This is a genomic window from Parapedobacter sp. GCM10030251 (assembly GCF_042666505.1).
Lineage (GTDB): Bacteria > Bacteroidota > Bacteroidia > Sphingobacteriales > Sphingobacteriaceae > Parapedobacter.
Genome location: NZ_JBHTDN010000001.1, coordinates 24,396 through 44,170, shown reverse-complemented (window position 1 = coordinate 44,170; position 19,775 = coordinate 24,396). Strand labels below are relative to the sequence as shown.

At 53.6% G+C, this 19,775-nt stretch carries 10 protein-coding genes; 1 reads left to right on the top strand and 9 read right to left on the bottom strand.

Annotation, left to right across the window (positions count from 1 at the left end; all coding sequences use genetic code 11):
- Positions 1–49 precede the first annotated feature (49 nt).
- From ACFQRK_RS00180 to ACFQRK_RS00160, 5 genes are read right to left on the bottom strand one after another with little or no spacing between them, the layout of a single operon-like run.
- Complete coding sequence (locus ACFQRK_RS00180; RefSeq protein ID WP_379002448.1) at positions 50–1,072, bottom strand: Gfo/Idh/MocA family protein; 1,023 nt, start codon at positions 1,070–1,072, stop codon at positions 50–52.
- A gap of 33 nt (positions 1,073–1,105) precedes the next feature.
- A complete protein-coding gene (locus ACFQRK_RS00175) occupies positions 1,106–2,167 on the bottom strand; it encodes a formylglycine-generating enzyme family protein (RefSeq protein WP_379002445.1) in 1,062 nt (353 codons plus the stop codon).
- 28 nt (positions 2,168–2,195) lie between these two features.
- Positions 2,196–3,833 carry a RagB/SusD family nutrient uptake outer membrane protein gene (locus tag ACFQRK_RS00170; RefSeq protein WP_379002442.1) on the bottom strand — a complete coding sequence of 546 codons (1,638 nt, stop codon included), beginning with the start codon at positions 3,831–3,833 and terminating at the stop codon, positions 2,196–2,198.
- Between the two features lie 18 nt (positions 3,834–3,851).
- Positions 3,852–7,205 (bottom strand): SusC/RagA family TonB-linked outer membrane protein, encoded by a 3,354-nt coding sequence (locus tag ACFQRK_RS00165; RefSeq protein ID WP_379002439.1) that lies wholly within the window; start codon positions 7,203–7,205, stop codon positions 3,852–3,854.
- A gap of 27 nt (positions 7,206–7,232) precedes the next feature.
- The gene (locus ACFQRK_RS00160) at positions 7,233–8,186 is read right to left on the bottom strand and encodes a FecR family protein (protein WP_379002438.1); all 954 of its coding nucleotides are present in this window, start codon (positions 8,184–8,186) and stop codon (positions 7,233–7,235) included.
- 430 nt (positions 8,187–8,616) lie between these two features.
- Between ACFQRK_RS00160 and ACFQRK_RS00155 the strand changes: the two genes are divergently transcribed.
- A complete protein-coding gene (locus ACFQRK_RS00155; RefSeq protein WP_379002436.1) occupies positions 8,617–9,138 on the top strand; it encodes an RNA polymerase sigma factor in 522 nt (173 codons plus the stop codon).
- A gap of 131 nt (positions 9,139–9,269) precedes the next feature.
- Here ACFQRK_RS00155 and glgB read toward each other — a convergent pair whose 3' ends face one another.
- The 4 genes from glgB to ACFQRK_RS00135 all read right to left on the bottom strand — a co-directional run bounded on the left by glgB (position 9,270) and on the right by ACFQRK_RS00135 (position 19,773).
- On the bottom strand, positions 9,270–11,210 hold the full coding sequence (gene glgB, locus ACFQRK_RS00150) for a 1,4-alpha-glucan branching protein GlgB (RefSeq protein WP_379002434.1): 1,941 nt from the start codon (positions 11,208–11,210) through the stop codon (positions 9,270–9,272).
- A 9-nt stretch (positions 11,211–11,219) separates the two neighbouring features.
- Positions 11,220–14,546, bottom strand: coding sequence for a maltose alpha-D-glucosyltransferase (treS, locus tag ACFQRK_RS00145; RefSeq protein WP_379002432.1), 3,327 nt, complete (start codon positions 14,544–14,546; stop codon positions 11,220–11,222).
- Complete coding sequence (locus tag ACFQRK_RS00140) at positions 14,539–16,503, bottom strand: alpha-1,4-glucan--maltose-1-phosphate maltosyltransferase (RefSeq protein ID WP_379002431.1); 1,965 nt, start codon at positions 16,501–16,503, stop codon at positions 14,539–14,541. Before ACFQRK_RS00140 ends, treS begins: the two co-directional genes overlap by 8 nt.
- Positions 16,504–16,626: 123 nt before the next feature.
- Positions 16,627–19,773, bottom strand: a complete 3,147-nt coding sequence (locus ACFQRK_RS00135) for an error-prone DNA polymerase (RefSeq protein ID WP_379002428.1) — start codon at positions 19,771–19,773, stop codon at positions 16,627–16,629.
- Positions 19,774–19,775 lie beyond the last annotated feature (2 nt).

The following is a 19,775-nucleotide window of genomic DNA, read 5'->3' as shown; positions in this document are numbered from 1 at the left end:
CCGCTACCGTTCACTGTGCCCGCTACCGTTTACTGCGTTCGCTACCCTGCTAAAGGCTTCCCAATACCTCTTCCAGCCGCACCTTCGTTCCGCCCCTTTTCCGGCTCTCCTGCGCCGCCTCCATAAACGCGTAAATCTCCAGGGTTTCCTGCACGGGAACGGGAGGCCGCTTGCTCCGGAAAAACTCCACCACTTTTACCACCAGCGGCCGGTACCCCTCAAACGTCCCCAATGGGGTATTGGCCTCTTTTCCGAATACCGTACCCCCGTAATCCCGCCGCCCCTGGCGGATTCCCCGGAAGGTCCCCACCCGGTCGTGGTCCCAGAAACCCACCACCACGTCCTCGCCATCCGTATGATGGACATGCATCACTTCCTGACAGCCCGTTCCCATGACGGTATACAGCAGCTCGACGCCATGAATGCCGTACCAAAACAATTCCGTGTGGCTCTTTTCGGTGGGCGCCGGACTGTAGGTATAGGCGCCCAGCACCTGGCTCCGATCCACCCCCTGGGCACTTTTCAGGTACCGGAGGGACGACGACGAAAAAACCGGCACCCGGAAGGCCTTGGCCTGATCAAAAATCTCCACCACCCCTTTCAGGTCGGCGGCGACCGGCTTGTCGATAAACACCGGTTTCCCCGCCCTGAAAGTCGGCATCACCTGCTCCAGGTGCGGCCGGCCATCGTTCGTTTCAATCATCACCACATCCACCTGCCCCAGCAGTTCCTCCATGGAGCTTACGATTGCTACACCCATCTCCCGCACGTCCTGCTCAAACTTATCAAGCTGCTCCTTGGTAAAATCCACATCCGGATTTCCCGGCGGGTGATACAGAGCCGTCACGCGGCAACCCGCCAGATCCGCTGCTTTCTCCGGATCGTTCAGCAGCTGTGAAAACGCCGCGCTGTGTACGGCCAGGCCCACGATCCCGATCCGGATATCGCCCGGCTGGCCGCCAGCGATGGCCGGAAAGGCTGCGTTCCCCAACACACCCACCCCGGCACCGGTCAGCGCCAGATTCCGGACAAATTCCCTGCGGTTAATTGTATGCCCATTTACGTTTGCCATACCCTGCACTTTTATTTCCTTTAATCCCATTGATCAATCAATTCCCTCCTTTACCACCCCCAGGCAAACCCGGAATCCATCCCGGGAATCGGAGTAACTCACGCCGTGGAGCCCCAGCCGAACCGCGCAGCGGGCATTGCCCGGGACATCGAAGTAGTTGCCACCCTTGCACACGGGGCGATAATCCCCATCCGTAACCAGCAGTTCCTCGTGCCCCTCTTTCGGGTCAAAATGATCCAGCACAATCTCCCACACCCCCCCGCACATATCCGCCAATCCGAAGCCATTGCGGCCTTTTTCACCGAAATGGTCGACCGGAGATACGAATGCAAATCCATCGCTCCAGGGTGCCTTTGCCAGGGGCCACGTTTTATTCCTGCCCGGCAGGAAATCGATCGCGGAAATGTTCAGCCGTCCTTCGCCCTCACTCAGATCGTTGCCCCACCAGAAAAACGTGCTTTCCTGACCGCCCCGGGCGGCATACTCCCATTCCGCTTCCGTCGGCAGCCGGTACTCCATCCCTTCCGGAAGGCGGCCCGCATCCCGTTCCCGTTTGGTCAGCCATTCGCAGAAGGCCCGCCCATCGTTCCAGCTCACGCACACCACCGGATACACATTCCGCAAGGGAAACCCGAAATTCGGATCCCGCCAGCTCTTTCCTTCCATGGAAATCCAGGGATGCGGCGGCGCCTTGGCTGTAATCTTCCATTCGGGATCAAACACCTGCGTCTTTCCTCCCGGTTTCTCCGCATCCGTCACGTAACCCGTTTCTTCCACGAACCGCTTGAACTGCCCCACGCTGACCTCCGTCCGGCCCATCCAAAACCCGTCCTTCACCCGCATCAGGCGGGGCTGCTCCCCCTCGTACGATTCACGCTCCGTTCCCGGCGTTGCGCCCCCTTCAATGCCCGTCGCCCAGGCTTTTTCCTCCGGCGTGCTGCCCATTTTAAACGAACCCTCCGGGATAAAGACCACCTCAAGCGAAACCCCTTCGCCCAAGTCGATTTGCTTTGTACGTTGCGCCTGTAGGGAATTACCCATGCTCAAAAGGCCGGCTACCCCAAAAAGCGACCACAAAAAGGCTTTCTTCTTCATTGTCTGTTGTTTTATGTGACGGTGTCTCTTAATTATAACCCGGGTTCTGTTCCAAATTGGGGTTGATGTCAATTTCATACTGCGGGATGGGCAACAAGGCCATCGCCGGCGTAATGCTTCCCGTTTTGTTGATGACTTTGTAATGTCCCCGGTATTTTCCGGTCTTTTCCACGCTAAAGTCCGTGTAGTTATCCGGATCGTCCGTCAGCTTCATTCCATAGAATTGCCGGTTCATGACCTCCATGAAAATGCCCCACCTGCGGATGTCCATGTAGCGGATCAGCCGTTCCAGGCAAAATTCAACGCGCCGCTCCCTGCGCACAATTTCACGGAGTTTATCGCGATCGGTTTCGGTAACCGGCGGCATATTCACCTCCGCCCGGCCCCGCACCTGGTTAATCGTTTTATCCAGCAACGCCTGGTCAATGGCATCCCCGTTTTCAAGTTTGGATTCGAGGTAACTGAGCAGCACCTCCGCATATCGGATGAGGATAATATCGTCGCCCGATGACAGCTGATCGCCGGTATAATCTTCGGTGACGTATTTTTTCCATCCGTATCCCGTTGCCCCAATCAATGAAGCGATGCCACTGTTGGTCAGATCCGGATGCGCCAGGTACTTCTTCCCGCGGAAGACCGTGTATTCCGGCAGGAAAATGCTCGCATACAATCGCGGGTCGCGGTTGTCGTACGGATTTTCCGGATCGTAGTTCGGCGATTCCTCAATCGGCAGGCCGTCCGTCATCAAAAACGCATCGATCAGCCCCTGAAACGCATTGTCTTCCTGGTACCCCCCATAAAAATCCGGGTGGTATACCAGTTGATTCTGTGCGTTCCCGTACAGGCCCGCCACGCAATTGGTAGCCAGGATGATCTCACTGCTGTTTTCACCCGCCTCTTCAAACAGCGCCTTGTAGCGCGGGTCAATGCTATGGGCTTCCAAGTCGATGATCTCCTTGTAGGTTTCCGCCGCCTCCGCCCACCGTTCGTGGATCATCAGCAGCCGCCCCTTTACCGCCAGCGCCGCCGCCTTCAGAATCCGGCCCTTTTCATTTTCCGGCCGCGAGGCAGGCAGGTTCGGAGCCGCTGCGGTCAGTTCAGCAACGGTAAAATCCACGATTTCTTCCAACGCATTGCGGCGTTGGTTATTCGCCTCCTCGATGGACAGCACCTTGGTAATCAGCGGCACCCCGCCATACAGCACCGACAGATAGAAATACTCGTAGGCCCGCAGAAAGCGGACTTCCGCAATCAGCGCCTCTTTTCTCGCGGCATCCATTTCCACCCGTTCGATATTCTCAAGAAAGTAATTGGCCTTGAAAATCGTCCGGTACGCCCGCTGCCAGATGGCCTGGACCACCTGGACGTCGCCCGGCACCAGGTAGCCGCTGTAGATAACGCCAACGGCCCCGTTTTTATACCCCGAATCGTCGGTGGCGCTGGCCATGATCAGCAGCTCGTTGTTGTATGAATTATTGCCCACATTGCTGCCGTTATACACCCCGGTCAATGCCAGTATGGCATCCGATTCGGTATTCCAGAACGAGGCTTCCGACAACTCCGACAGCGGTTGTTCATCCAGCCAGTCCGGCTGGCACCCGGTTAAACCCACGGATAAGATCAACGAAAGGACCGCGAAGAAACTTATGTTTTTAGCTGTTTTCATAATCTGCGTACTTTTTGGTTAGAACTTGACGTTTATACCGGCCACATACAGTTTGGTCAGCGGGTAAAACAAGCCCGCTCCCCCCGTTTGCATCTCCGGATCCCAGCCGTCGTAATACTTGGTCAGGGTGAATAAGTTTTCACCGCTCACGTAGATGCGCACCCGGTTCAGAAACACGTTTTCCAGCCACTGCTGCGGCAACGTATAACCTAGCTGCACATTTTTGAGCCGAAGGAACGTCGCATCGCGGTACCAGTAGTCCACGTCGTTGGTCGAGTAGAAACCCGACGAGGTCAGGACCATTTTCGGGTAGGAAGCCCGTGGGTTCGGATTATCCACCGTCCACCGGTTCTCGTACGCTTCCCGTTGCACGTTGCTGTTGTTCTCCAACGGGAAAAAGAACTGCCCGATGTTGATCATGTCATTCCGTCCCCCTTCGCCCTGCAGCATGAGGTTGAAATCAAAGTTTTTGTACCCGCCATCCAAGGTAAATGAATAGGTGGTGATGGGAAGCGGCATCCCGATGATCGTCCGGTCGTAGCTCGAATTCACCACGCCGTCGGGTGTGCCATTCGGCCCCCCGATATCCACGAATTTGATACCGCCGGCATTCGCCAGGAATGAAAACGGCTGGGTGGCGTAATTCGCAACCTCCTCATCGCTCACGAACAACCCATCGCTCACGTACCCATAGGCACTCCCGATGGGATGCCCGACAAACAGCCCCCGGTTGATGTCGCGGTCAATTTCCGCCAATTTGGTTACCTTGTTGCGAACAATCGAAAAGACGGCAGACGCACCGTACGAGAAATCCCCCGTCCGGTTGCTGTATTTCACGTTAAAATCCCACCCGCGATTTTCAACCGAGCCGGCATTGGTAGCCGACGGCGTTGCCCCCAACAAATTGGACACCGACACATTATAGAGGATGTTTGACGTGTTCTTCACGAAATAATCCGCTGAAAAATCGATTTTCCCCTGAAACAGCGAGACGTCCATCCCCACATCCGTGATGGTGGTTGTTTCCCACGTAATCTCCTTGTTGGCGATGGTCGTTACCGCCCCACCGGCCGACAATTCACTTCCGAAGGGGTAGTTCTGTCCCAGCGCCACGAGGTCCTGATACGGATAATTTCCGATCGACTGGTTCCCCAGCTCGCCCCATGAGCCCCGGACTTTCCAGTCGGTCAGCCACGCCACGTCTTTCAGGAAACCCTCCTGCGAGATGCGCCATCCCGCAGAAAACGACGGGAACAATCCCCACCGGCGATCCTTCGGAAACCTCGACGACCCATCGTACCGGAAGTTCGCTTCGAAGAGGTATTTTTCGCGGAAGTTGTAATTCAGCCTTCCAAAATAGGAAGCCAGTGTATTCCGCGAAGCACTCCCGCCCTGGGTTCCGCGGGCCGTTGCGCCCGCATTGATTTCATAAATTTCGTTATTGGGAAACGCATCCCGGTACGCACTGATGTTTTTCGATTCATACGACTGCCCCGAAACGCCGCCAAGCAGGTGGAACGCGTGGTCGTTTATCACTTTATCATACTCAATGATGGACTGGAGCGTCAGGGCGTTGTTCTGCGACCACGACGTACTCAAACTGTTCAGGGTAATGCCATACGTGGGAGTGATGGGATAGGTGGCGACAAACCCCTTGTACTCGCCCATGCCTTGCGTATACCCGATTTGCCCCGTAATTTTCAGTCCCTCAATAATATCCCATACCACGCTCCCATTCGAGTACAGGTTCGTCCCGGCGTTCCGGATGAACGACTTGCTGTTCAGGTCGGCCTCCGGATGCAAGGTTTCATTCCGCCCCCAATACCCATCCGGTGTCGGGCCGGGCAGTGCGTTCGAATTCCGCATGGCCCCGCTCACAATCCCTGATAAACCCGCCCGGTTCGGCGACGAAGGTTCGTTGTTCTGGGATTTTGAACCCGCCAATTTCACGCTGAAATGCACGTTATCGCGGAGTTTGCCGTCCAAGTTTAGCCGGATGTTGTACTGATCGGCGCTGTTCTTTTTGATCAGCCCCTGTTGATCGTAATAACTGGCCGAAAACATGTACTGCGTTGCTTCGGTTCCGCCACGCAGGGAAATATCGTGTTTCGTCTGGATGCCGCTTCCCGAGCCGAACAAATAATCAATATGATCAAAATTCGGATAATCCGGATCCGTACCGTCCTTGAACTTCTGGATCTCCTCATCGGAGTACCGCTTCTGCTGCCCCATATTCAGGTACGTCTCGTTGACAATCTCCGCATATTCCCACGAGTTGACCATCTCGGGCACCATGGTTGGCGTCTGTTTGCCTACGTACGTGTTATAGCTGAATACCGGCTTCCCGGCGATACCCTTTTTCGTCACGATCAAAATCACGCCGTTGGCCGCCTTGGAACCGAAGATGGCCGCAGACGCCGCATCTTTCAGGATCGACACGCTTTCGATGTCGTTGGGATCGACCGCATCCACCGACGACTCAATCCCGTCCACCAGAACCAGCGGACTGTTGCCGGCGCCGCTGAACGTCCCCTGCCCCCGGATGATCAGCGAAGCCGAGTTGCTTCCCGGGTTTCCGGAGCCCTGCCTTACGGATATCCCGCTCATCTGCCCCTGCAGGGCGAGGCTCGACCGCGTCACCGTCCGTTTTTCCAGCTCCGCTGCGGACACCGATGCGACGGCCCCCGTCAGGTTTACCTTTTTCTGGGTACCGTATCCCACTACCACCACCTCCTCCAGGTCCTGCCCCGTCTGCGATAACCCTACGTGGATGGTAGAACGCCCATTGACCGGCACTTCCTGGCTGGCGTAGCCGACGAACGAGAACACCAGCACCGCCTCCCCATTCGGCACCTCGATCAGGTAATTCCCCTGCGCATCGGTTACGGTGCCCCGGTTGGTTCCTTTCACCTTCACGCTCACGCCCTCCAGGCCTTCCCCGCCGTCGCCGGTTGTCACGCGCCCCTGCACCGGAATCACCTGTCGCTTCACCAGCAGGGCTTTTTCTTTATCGGCCATTTTTTCCAGGTAGCGCGCCATCTTCTTCAACGATTCCAGGCCTTCCTCATCGTTTTTGTAGATGATGATGTACCGATTGCTGAAAAAACGGTAGGAAAGCTCCGTGCCTTTCAGGACGGCCGATACGGCTTCCTCCACGTTCCGGGCGCGTTTGGGCTCGTAACGCACCTTGATGTCCGAGACCAAGGTCTTGTCGAAAGTAAAGTACACATTGTAGCTCTTACTGATCTCCTCAACAGCCTCTATTAAAGACATTTGCCGGTTTGATTTGGCGGCATTTGCGTGGTTGACCGACCAAAATGTAACCAATAGGATTCCCAATAACCACCTTGGGCTTTGCTTTATTCTGTTCATATAATTAGGAGTTAGTTTTTTTGGGCGCTATTCCTTACGTATCACGTAGGTATCTTCATGTTCCGAGATTTTGATATCCATCGAGAGTTCCAGTGCCTCTTTCACCTGATTCCAATCCTTATAGGGCACGCCGAGGTACATGTGCCGGGAAAGGATGTCGTCATCCGCACACGTAAACTTCTTTCCGTAAATGGCCGTCAGCTTTTCAAGCACGTCCCGAAACTCTAGGTCCTTGAAGTTCAGCACCCCATCTTTCCAGGATGCCGCGCTGCTCATCGATTCGTCTGCGGTCTTGACCAGTTTTCCGTTCGCCGCATTGTAATCCACCTTCTCGCCCGGTTTCATCACGATCGCATCCGAACGCTCTCGGTCCACGTGTAATTTCACCTTCCCTTCATCCAGGTATACGGCGGTCTTCTGGTTCCGGCTATCCACATTAAAGGACGTTCCCACCACTTCCACCGATACGTCGCCGGTTTTCACCGTAAACGTCATGCCGCGCACGTGCTTGATGTCAAAAAACGCCTCACCCTTCAGGGTTACCTGCCGGGCTTCCTCGTCTTCCCAATCACGGTTCCAAGAAAATTCGCTATTGGCATTCAAGGTCACCACGCTTCCATCCGGCAAATTCACCTCCTTGATCTCTCCGAAGCCCGTTTTATACGTTACGTATTCCCCGGATGACCTACCAACGTAGAGCAGCGTGGCCGTTAGCATCACCAGCAACGATGCCGCTATGCTCCACTTCATCAGGCCTCTTCTTCCGGAAAAGAACGTCCGCTTGTTGGGCGAAGGCTCCTGTTCATCCTCTGCCACGGGGTCATCGCCAGGCAGGTTCCAATACCCTGTCAGCATTTCGTCCAGTTCGTCCTGTGCATCCGGCGCATTTAATCTTTTTAGAAACTCCTCGTACTCCGCTTTGGTCAGCGAGTCATTTCTGTATTTTTCCAGTAAAAAACTAAATCGTTTATTCTTATCCACGTGTGTCAATTTTAAAGATTACTAGGTATAACTGCGAAAGCCATTGATCAGACCAGTCCCCCATGTATTTTTTTAATCCTGTTTTTTTGTCCTGCATCGACAGCACACACCCGACATCCCACAGTACGGCACTTCCGGAACCGAAACCAAACCTTTCTTTTCCCGGCGCATACTCCTCGATTCGTATGGCATTAATTGGCCTTAATGCTTACTTGTTTTAAAGTTTAAAATTAGTTCCTAACAACCATTTAAGTCATCCATCAACTAAGCATAACTCTGAAACCTGATAATCAGACCAGTCCCAAACAAATTATTTTTATTTTCCATTGCTTTTCTAATATATATCCTTACATTAGCACAAAGGAGTCATCTCTCAAACAACCATTACATCCATCAAGCATCGATTAATGCATTTTGTAATTGTTTGAAGATGGAAAAGCAACTAAAAAACTATCGCGTAAGAATCTACCACTTTATGCTAAAATTTGTCAAAGATTCGGCATTGGCTGAGGATTTGACCCAGGATGTTATGCTTAAAATCTGGTTAAAAAAGGATAAGCTATCCAGTATGGAAGCCCTGGATTCCTATATTTTAGCCATGGCTAAAAACCACATTTTTGACCACTTCAAGAAACTAGCCAAAGAAAAATCGTATCAGAAAGAAGTCTGGCATCACTTACAAAACAGCGAAAACCGAACGGAAAGCAAATTAGCGACCGATGACATCCAGGGTCAGCTTGACGCCATTCTGCATGAACTCCCACCGCGGCAGCAGCAGATCTACGAACTCAATCACGACAAAGGGTTAAGCCTGCAGGAAATTGCCGACCAATTGAACATTGCCCCCAACACGGCCAAAAACCACCTTACACGGGCGCTGAAGGTCATCCGGTCGCAGATGAACCCCGAGTCGTTTCTATGGCTCGCCTGGCTGGGGCTGCTGCCCCTATAAGAAGCGGCATTACCTGATTTCCATGTTACTTGCCAAACAGGCTAGAATGCCGATCGGGATTTGGAATTGCTCGGCAATCGCTTGTCCGGTATCTCGGTTCCGGCGTTCTATCGGAGGTTGCCATCGACACCTTAGGAAATCAACCTGTGCAATACGATAATTGCAAGCGGAGGTAACGTCAAAATAAGTGAGTGCCTCTTTCCAGCCACCGGAATGGGATACGTTTCCAGGTCGCCACTGTTCAGTACGTTACTACCCCCGTATCGTAAATTGTCTGAATTAAGCAATTCGATGTATTTCCCCATTACTGGTACACCAATGCGGTAATTTTCCCTTACCATCGGCGTAAAATTGGCTATAAAAATCAGGCTATCTTCGCCGTCAAGCCCTTTGCGCAGCCACGTAATCACACTATTTACATGATCATTGATATCGAGCCATTCGAACCCCGCAGGTGCATAGTTTTGCTTGTAAAGCGCTGGTTGCTCTTGATAAAAGGCATTCAGATGCTTAACCCAACGTTGTATACCTTGATGGTTTGAATCCTCACATTCGTACCAGTCCAGGCTGTAATCGTGCCGCCATTCGTGTCGTTGCGCAAATTCGCCTCCCATAAAAATCGTTTTGCCGCCTGGGTGGCCATACATGTAACCGTAGAGCAGACGCAAATTGGCAAATTGCTGCCAGGTATCACCGGGCATTTTGTTGATTAACGAATGTTTCCCGTAGACCACCTCATCGTGCGAAAGCGGAAGCACAAACTTTTCGGCAAATGCATAAACCAAGCTAAACGTCAGCTGACTTTGATGGTGACCGCGGTAAAGCGGATCCTTCTGAAGGTAATCCAGCGTGTCGTGCATCCATCCCATCATCCATTTAAGATCGAAACCCAAACCGTTGCCGGTGGGTTGGGTGACGCCCGGCCACGCCGTTGATTCCTCAGCGATCGTAATCACACCGGGATGATGGTGATGTATGGCATCGTTTAGGTCCTTCAGGAAACTGATCGCCTCCAGATTTTCCCGGCCCCCGTATTCGTTGGGAATCCATTCACCCTCATTGCGTGAATAATCCAGGTAAAGCATGGAAGCTACCGCATCCACGCGCAGACCGTCAACATGATAGATATCGAGCCAGTACAAGGCATTTGATATCAAAAAAGCCCGGACTTCGTTTCGGCTGTAGTTGAAAATCAGACTCTGCCAGTCGGGATGAAAGCCTTTTCTTGGATCCGGATATTCATACAGATGCGTACCGTCAAAATAGCCTAAGCCGTGCTCATCCGTCGGGAAATGTGAAGGAACCCAATCCAGAATGACGCCGATGCCGGCCTGATGAAGCTGATCGATCAGGTACATGAAGTCCTGTGCTGATCCGTAACGGCTTGAAGGAGCAAAGTACCCTGTGATCTGATACCCCCAGGAACCATAAAACGGATGCTCCATGACGGGCATGAACTCGACATGGGTGAATTTCATTTCTTTGCAATAGGCAGTTAGTTCAACAGCCATCTCGCGGTAGGTCATATACCGTGCTTCGGTGCCTACCCGGCGCCAGGATCCAAGGTGTACCTCATAAATGGACAGTGGCTGCTCCAGCACGTTAGCTGAGTTTCGCTTTTCCAGCCAATCCTGGTCAGACCATGTATAGCTGATCGATGCTATCTTTGTAGCTGTCTGAGGCGGCGTTTCCCATTGATAACCGTAAGGATCGCCCTTATCTACCTGGTAGCCGTTATGCGATTCGATAAAATATTTATAGCCTTCCCCCAGACCGACACCAGCTAAAAACACTTCCCATATGCCGGAATTATCCCCCCGGATGCGCATCGGATGAAGGTAGCGGTTCCAGCCGTTAAAGTCGCCAATTACCGACACATACCTGGCGTTTGGTGCCCAAACAGCAAAGTATACTCCCGTTCTTCCCTCATGAGTGATCAGGTGCGATCCAAGCTTTTCATAGAGGCGGTAGTGCTTGCCTGCTTTAAACAACCCGATGTCAAAGTCGGTAAACAGTGAAAACCATTGGGTCGATCCGTGCGCCTGTTCGGCTATGCCGCCTGTCATTTCCATTTTCTTTGGTTATTGTTTTTGCTCAAGCCTGTGTTTCATCACAATCGATTTGATGCCCCGCAGCGGAACCAACACCCAGCCCGGCCGGTTATTGAGTTCATAAGTGAGCTCGTAAATCGCTTTTTGCATGACGAACGTCTGCAATAGGATGGCTAGGTCTCCCCTTTCCTTGGGGACGAAAGACGCACCTTGCGCATGCTCCAGATAAGCTCTCATGAAAAACCCAGACATATAATGATACCATTGTTCAATATGCGGCATGAGTTTATCCACGTCTTCAGGCCGGATCTGGTTGTCGAGAAGCAAGCTGCCGTATGCAGCGTAATGAAACGACCGGATCATGCCAGCTACGTCACGCAGCGGCGAATATTTTAGCCGTCTTTCGCTGTAACTCCGTGCCGGTTCGCCTTCAAAATCAAGGATAAAAAAGTCGTTGCCGGCGTACAACGTTTGCCCTAAGTGATAATCGCCATGGATACGTATTTTGGTGACATCGATCTTGTGGCTGTAAATCCTTTTCAGGATACCCAGTATATCTTCCTTCATGCCAAGCACCTCCTCGGCCTCCTTTCGTACAGCTTCGGGCAGCTTTTCGAGGTTTCGGCGCAGACTTTGAAAGGCAACCCGCACCGTCGATTGCAACGAGGCGAAAATGGATCGCTGGTAATGCAAAGAATACGCTTCGGGTTTGAACGCCGGATCATGGCGTTCTGAAGCGAGTGCTTCATGCATTTCGGCCGTACGCGTCCCTAAAAGGCTGACAAGCTCGGCCACCGGTGCCTTAAGCTTTTCTTGCTGTATTTCGGGAAGCTCTTCATAGGCTGCGGGCGCGGTAAGACTACCGATCAACTCACCCGGCCCGGAAGCGCTCGCGGTGGAGAGGAGTGCTTCATTGTAGTCGTTTAGCCGATCGAGCATGTACCCCCAGGCATCGCTGGCTCCAGTGACCATTTCCTGCATCATTCCCAGCACCATGCTCTCCCCTTTGAATTTCCACGTTATGGCACCTACGTAGTTAGGGACGTTGTTAAAACCGGCTTTCTGAGTGAGAAATTTTGTCAGCTCCACATCTGGGTTAATCGCGCGGTCTACCTTGCGGTATATTTTCAGAAAGAACCTGCCGTCATAGGTCAGTGACGTGTTACTCTGCTCACTGGTAAGTATCCTGGGTTTGGTTTCGGGATTTTCACGCACATGCACCTTCACCGCCCGGCTACCGGAAAACTCCAGCTCGCTGCCTGCCTGCGGCAGACTGTGTTTGCCGGCCATGCTTTTTAAGATCGCCTTTTGGAAGTCTATACCATATAGCGCGTCATATAAAATGCCTTCTTCGCCGTTGAGTATAACGTGGGCGATGACCGACTGCGGGCAGTTTGCATTCAGTCTGTAAGCCAACGGGCCTTTTGCAAACGCTACGGGCAACTGATACAGATCGGGCAAGCCTTCACGGTAGCTGACTTCCGTTAACAGGATGTACGTACTGTTTTCATCAAGCGGAACAGTGGCATGATCTACAATGCGGACGCTTTCCAACCCGCGGGCTTTGCCGCCAAACCAGCGTAGGCGCATCAAATAATCGGGTAACACCCCATTTGCGAGTTCTTCGAGTATCGCCCGGCTAGGCAGGTCTTTCCACCGCTCCAGCGTAATCGTACGCAGTTGGCTTTCACGTTCCATTTCCGGATGGGCCTTCTCCAGCAAAAAGGACTGGGTTCCGTACGGGCCTAATGTGACCAGATACGGGGCGTCCTCCCGAATGGAGGGGAAGCGGTTATGGCTTAGGATTTCGACGGGCACATATCCGCCGTATGTACTTAAGTCCAACTCAGCAGGCTGCGAAAATCGGGATAGATTATTGATAACCAGCATCGTCTGTTCTTCATACGTACGGGTGAATGCCAGTACCTTGGCGTTTTCGCTTTCCACAAATTTCATATCCCCACGGCTAAACGCTTTGTACCTTTTACGGATGCTGATCGCTCTTTTCATCCACCATAACAACGACGAGGTGTTGTTGGACTGCAATTCTACATTTACAGACTCATAGTGAAACTGCGGATCCAGGATCACCGGAAGGTACAGCTTCTGCGGATTGGCTTCCGAAAAACCGGCATTGCGGCCCGAGTGCCACTGCATGGGCGTACGCACGCCGTCCCGGTCTCCAAGGTAGAAGTTATCGCCCATACCGATCTCGTCTCCATAGTAAATGACGGGTGTGCCAGGTAAAGAAAACAAGAGGGTGTTGAGCAGTTCGACCTTCTTGCTGTTGTTTTCCAGTAGCGGCGCCAGGCGGTGCCTAATCCCCAAATTGATGCGTGCTTTGGGATCTTTTACGTAAACCTTGTACATGTAGTCGCGCTCCTCGTCCGTCACCATTTCCAAGGTCAATTCGTCGTGATTACGAAGAAATATCGCCCATTGGCAGGTTTCCGGTATTTCGGGCGTTTGGTCAAATATATCGGTGATGGGATATTTGTCTTCCATTTGAAGCGCCATGAACATGCGGGGCATTACCGGAAAATGGTAGTTCATTTGGCATTCATCGCCATTGCCGAAATAAGCAGCCGAATCTTCGGGCCACATATTCGCCTCCGCGAGCAGTAAGGTGCCGGGATAACGCTCATCGATATACTTCCGCAGCTCTTTGAGGAAGGCATGTGTCTCGGGCAAGTTTTCGCAATTGGTGCCGTCGCGTTCAAAGAGGTACGGTACAGCATCCAGCCGGAAACCGTCTACTCCCATCTTGCACCAATAATCTAATACCTTAAATACTTCCCGCTGTACTAGGGGGCTGTCATAATTCAGATCAGGCTGGTGAAAGAAAAAACGGTGCCAGTAATATTGTTGCGCAACGGGATCCCAGGTCCAGTTTGACGTTTCGAAATCCTGGAAGATGATACGCGCATCCTTGAATTGGTTTGGGTCATCGGTCCAGACGTAATAATTCCGTTTATCGGATCCTTTGGGCGCCTTCCGCGCTCGCTGAAACCAGGGATGTTGGTCGGAGGTATGGTTTATGACCAACTCGGTAATAACCTTCAGCCCCCTTCTATGTGCGGCGTTTAAAAACCGCTTGAATTGCTTAATGTCCCCGTACGACGGATTGATGGTGTAGTAATCAGCAATGTCATAGCCGTCATCACGCAGCGGCGATGGATAAAATGGCAGCAACCAAATTGCCGTCACACCCAGGTCCTGTAAGTAGTCGAGCTTCTCCATCAGCCCCTCGAAATCCCCTATGCCATCGCCGTTGCCATCGCGAAAAGCCTTGATGTGCAACTCATAGATAATGGCATCCTTATACCAATGTAACCGATCGTCCAGTATGTTAGTCATGGTTCTGCTCCTTTATAATCGTAAAGATATGCGCGGGCATCAGGTATGGATTTAATTCTACATAATTGAAATCACCGAACCATCGGTACTTACCGCCGCCCAATAAGTCGCTGACGATATAATGCTCGTCGTACCCGATGCCCAATTTGTCCATAGGAAGGCGTATATGCGCGCCCTGTGTATGGAAGACGTCCAGATTGACAACAATGGCGAGCTGATTGCCCGTGTTTGCGTCTGTTTTTATGTAGCAGAGAATCTGGTCGTTGCTCGTATCAGCGAACTGGATGTTCCAAGTAGACTGCAGGGCAGTGTTTTCACGCCGTATGCGGTTTAGCCGGGTGATAATGTCTCCAATACGCGTATATTGATCCCAATTCCAATGCTTGATTTCGTATTTCTCGTTGTCTATATACTCTTCTTTTGAGCCATGCGGCGTATTCATGCCGAATTCATAAACGGGACCATAAAGCCCATAATTTGACGATAACGTACCCGCAAGGATCACCCGCATAATGTGTGCGTTTTCGCCTCCATGGGTAAGTATCGGTGGCAGGATGTCGGGCGTGTTGGGCCAGAAATTCGGCCGGAAGTAATGACGCATTTCCGTGTGGACCAATTCGGTCATGTACTGCTCGATTTCCTGTTTGGTATTGCGCCAGGTAAAATAGGTATAGGACTGGTTGAAGCCAGCCTTGGCCAGTCGTTCCATAACGCGCGGACGGGTGAACGCTTCTGCCAGAAAGATCACTTCGGGGTGTTCGGCTCTCACCTCGCCAATCATCCATTGCCAGAAAGCGAACGCCTTGGTGTGGGGATTATCGATCCGGAACACTTTTATACCAGCACCCACCCAGTAATCAATAACACTTTTCAGCTCTTTCCACAAATTTTCCCAATCATCGGTCTCAAAATTGAAGGGCAGTATGTCTTCGTATTTCTTTGGTGGATTTTCAGCGAATTGCACCGTACCATCGGGCCGCCACGTAAACCATTGCGGGTGTTCTTTTACATAGGGATGATCGGGTGCGCATTGATAAGCGATGTCCATCGCGATTTCAATGCCATAGTCACCGGCGGCTTTAATCAACGCTTTGAAATCGTCGAACGTACCCAATTCCGGATGAATTGCTTTGTGACCACCCAGGCGATTTCCGATCGCCCATGGGGAACCGGGATCTCCGGGATTTGCTTTCAACGAATTGTTTTTTCCCTTGCGGTTCACTTCGCCAATGGGATGTATTGGCGGGAAATAAAGCACGTCAAAACCCATCTTAGCGATGTGAGGTAGCAGGTTTGCAACGTCATTAAAGGTGCCGTGGCGCTCTGCTTCAGGCGATGCAGACCGAGGAAACAGCTCATACCATGTGCTAAAGCCTGCCTTCTTTCGCTCAACCTCGATGCGGTACGTGGTCGGATACTCGGTAACGGCATCGCGATAGCGGTGCTTGTACATCACTGCCGCGACTTCTGGGTCATGGGCCAGAAACACGGCCTGCCCGGGATCGGTGCTCTCCTCCAGCTGCGCCGCCCAAGTATTGAGCCGCACCGCTTCTCTTTGGTTTGCAGACGCGGCATCCCGCAGTAGCCCGGCACCGATCAGCAAGTCGACCCCTATATCCTGGCCCGCCTCATATTTTTTTTTCAGCCCGTTCTTCCACGTGGTATAATGATCGACCCAAGCAGTCACCTTAAACGTATACGTTCCCTTTCGCTCAGCGCTGAAAGCGGTTTGCCAACGGTCATTGGTCACAAACCGCATCGGTAGCTCCCGCCACAACCGATCAGCGGCATGCCTGATGTATGCACTTGCCGCGATAACATCGTGCCCATCGCCGAATATATCCGCCGAAATGACGATATCATCCTCAACAATCGCCTTGGCGGGAAACCTCCCTTCTTCGACCTTTGGAGATACATTGGTAATAATTACTCTTTTTTTGCCATCTGGAGAAAGCATAGTTTATAGCAATGACCTTCTGTGACAACAAGGCATAGAGGTAGTTGTTTTGCTTATAGCAATTCGATGCGGGAAAATGGGAACGCGCGCAGCTACAGAGAATCTAGTTGTAATTTCGTTTTCCTATTGGAAATTCCTCCCTTTATGGAATACCCCTTCGGTGCCGGCCTCCTCGGCGCTTGCTAATCCCCGTAGCCAGCTGTTCAGGTTCGTGCAGTGCTGCACGATGAGGTGGATGACCTCGCCCTCGATCTGCAACTTGCCCGATACAAGCAGCAGCCGGGACTGGAGGATCTCGCGGCGGTATTTTTCGAACATCTTGCCCCAGACCACCAGGTTGGCAAACCCCGTTTCGTCTTCGATGGTTACGAACAATACGCCCTTGGCCGTGCCGGGCCGTTGGCGCACGGTAATCATGCCGCATACCTTGACGAACATCCCGTCCTGCATCGCAGCCAGCGAGCCCGCGGGCGTTACACGCAGCAGGTCCAATTTTTCCCGCAGGAAACTAACCGGGTGCGCTTTGATGGAAAGTGTCGTACTGGCGTAATCCTGCACCACGTGCTCGCCCGCCGTCATGAGCGGCAGCTCAATCTGGCCTTCCTTCGTACACTCCGGGGGCTGGCCTTCGAACAGGGCCATGGGCCGATCGGCCAGGGCCGATACCGCCCACAGCGCCTGCCGGCGGTCCAGCCCCAGCGAACGGAACGCATCCGCGTCGGCCAGCCGCTCTATGGCCGCCAGTGACACCCCGGCATCCACCAGTGCGGTAACCGTGGCGTACCCCCCAGCGGGGCGCGCATCGATCAGCACCTGCATGTCCTCCTCCCGCAAGCCCTTCACCTGCCGGAAACCGAGGCGCAGCGCGTGCAGGTCCTGCCCGAACTTGCCCTCCAGTGTGTGATCCCATTGCGAGTCATTTACGTCGACAGGCCGCACTTCCACCCCATGCTTGCGCGCGTCGATGACGATCTGGGCGGGCTGGTAGAATCCCATGGGCTGGCTGTTGAGCAGGGCGGCCGCAAAGATATCCGGGTAAAAACATTTCAGCCACGAGGAGACATACACCAGCAGGGCGAAGGATGCCGCATGGCTCTCCGGAAATCCATAGCTTCCGAACCCTTCGAGCTGCTTGAACACCCGGTTGGCGAATTCCTTCGTGTACCCCTTTTTCATCATGCCGTCCACCATCTTTTTATGAAAGGCGGAGACCTGTCCCTTGGCCTTAAACGTAGCCATGCTACGCCGGAGCCCGTCGGCTTCGGCGGCCGTGAATTCTGCCGCCACGATGGCGATTTCCATGGCCTGTTCCTGGAACAGCGGCACACCCAGCGTCTTTTGCAGGATTTCCTTTATTTCCTCCGAAGGGTACTCCACAAGTTCTTCCTTGTTACGCCGCCGCAGGTAGGGATGCACCATGTCGCCCTGGATCGGCCCCGGCCGCACGATGGCCACCTCGATCACCAGGTCGTAGAACTCCCGCGGCCGCAGGCGCGGCAGCATGGACATCTGTGCCCGGCTTTCGATCTGGAAGACCCCCAGCGTATCGGCCTGGCAGATCATGTCGTACACCCTTGGGTCGTCCTGGGGAACATTTGCCAGGGTCAGGTCCAGCCCGTAATGCCGTTTGGCCAGGTCGAACCCCTTGCGGATGCACGTCAGCATGCCCAGCCCCAGCACGTCCACCTTCAGGAAGCCCAGCGCTTCGAGGTCATCCTTATTCCACTCCAGGTTGGTGCGGTCTTCCATGCGGGCGTTGATGATCGGGCACAGCTCGTGCAGGTTGCCCTGGGTGATGACGAAGCCACCCGTGTGCTGTCCGAGCTGGCGGGGGAAGCCCATGTACTGGTAGGTGAGCTCCAGTACCTTCCGCAGGTGCGGATCGTCGGCGTGGAACCCCTGCTGTGCCAACAGCTCCTCGTCGATGTAATCGTCCCAATGGCTGCTCACGGTACCGGCCAGGCGGCCCACGGCATCCACCGACAGCCCCATCGCTTTGCCCACGTCGCGCACCGCACCCTTGGAGCGCACCTGGGTAACCGTAGCGACGATGGCAGCCCGGTGGCGGCCGTATTTTTCATAGATGTACTGGATGACCTCCTCCCTCCTTTCGTGTTCAAAATCCACGTCGATATCAGGCGGTTCATCCCGCGCGTCAGACATGAACCGGGCAAACAGCAGCCGGAACTTGGCCGGATTGACCGACGTGATGCCGAGGCAGTAGCACACCGTTGAGTTGGCCGCGGATCCACGGCCCTGGCACAGGATGTCCCGCTCCCGCGCAAACCGCACGTAGTCATGAACCGTCAGGAAATACGAAGCATAGTTTTTCTTTTCAATGAAAGCCAGTTCCATCTCGATGGTCTCGCGGACTTTCTCCGGAATATCCCCATTGAACCGTTCCTTTGCCCCCTCCCAGGTCAGGCGGGCCAGTTCCTCCTGCGGGGTACGGCCCTCGGGCACCAGCTCCGTGGGATACACATATTCCAGCTCGTTGAGCGAAAAATCGCACGCTTCGGCGATGGCCTCCGCATTGCGGATGGCCTCCGGGTACTGCCGGAACAGGCGATCCATCTCTTCCGGTGGTTTGAGGTAGCGTTCCGCATTCGGATGCAGGCGGTACCCGGCGGTCTGGATGGTGCACTTTTCGCGGATGCAGGTCAGCACGTCCTGCAATTCACGGCGCTGGGGAATGTGGTAATGGATATCGTTCAGCGCCACCATGGGCATGTCCAATTGCCGGCAAAGCTGGTGAATCCGGAACAGCTTCTTGGCATCGTCGCCCGAATAGGTACGCACGGCCCCCAGGCAGAAATGGCTGCCCAATGCCTGGCGGTATTCGGTGATGTGGCGCACATAGTCTGCTTCCAGCTCAAACGTGGCCGTCAGGCCGTCGGGCGGCACGGCGATGAATTCCATGCCCTCCGCATGCTCGTATACATCCCCTTTATTCAGGTGGCATTGCCCTTTCTCCGCGCGGCGGTTGCCGATGGTCAGCAAGGTCGAAAGCCGTCCGTACGCTTCCCGGTCTTTCGGGTACGCGAGCAAACTCGGGCCGTCCAGCAAATCCAGCCGGCAGGCCGGTATCAGGCGGATGTTGTGCTTCTTTGCCGCCATATGTGCCCGCACGATGCCCGCAAAGCTGTTCCGGTCGGTCACCGCGATGGCTTTGTAGCCCAGCGCCGCTGCCTGCTCCATCAGCTCCTCCGGATGGGATGCCCCGCGCAGGAAGCTGAAATTTGTCGTCACCTGTAACTCCACGTATGCCATAT

Bases quoted from the DNA above. Each gene is read 5' to 3' on its own strand.
- ACFQRK_RS00180 (WP_379002448.1), bottom strand. From the start codon at position 1,072: ATGGCAAACGTAAATGGGCATACAATTAACCGCAGGGAATTTGTCCGG.
- ACFQRK_RS00175 (WP_379002445.1), bottom strand. From the start codon at position 2,167: ATGAAGAAGAAAGCCTTTTTGTGGTCGCTTTTTGGGGTAGCCGGCCTT.
- ACFQRK_RS00170 (WP_379002442.1), bottom strand. From the start codon at position 3,833: ATGAAAACAGCTAAAAACATAAGTTTCTTCGCGGTCCTTTCGTTGATC.
- ACFQRK_RS00165 (WP_379002439.1), bottom strand. From the start codon at position 7,205: ATGAACAGAATAAAGCAAAGCCCAAGGTGGTTATTGGGAATCCTATTG.
- ACFQRK_RS00155 (WP_379002436.1), top strand. From the start codon at position 8,617: ATGGAAAAGCAACTAAAAAACTATCGCGTAAGAATCTACCACTTTATG.
- glgB (WP_379002434.1), bottom strand. From the start codon at position 11,210: ATGGAAATGACAGGCGGCATAGCCGAACAGGCGCACGGATCGACCCAA.
- treS (WP_379002432.1), bottom strand. From the start codon at position 14,546: ATGACTAACATACTGGACGATCGGTTACATTGGTATAAGGATGCCATT.
- ACFQRK_RS00140 (WP_379002431.1), bottom strand. From the start codon at position 16,503: ATGCTTTCTCCAGATGGCAAAAAAAGAGTAATTATTACCAATGTATCT.
- ACFQRK_RS00135 (WP_379002428.1), bottom strand. From the start codon at position 19,773: ATGGCATACGTGGAGTTACAGGTGACGACAAATTTCAGCTTCCTGCGC.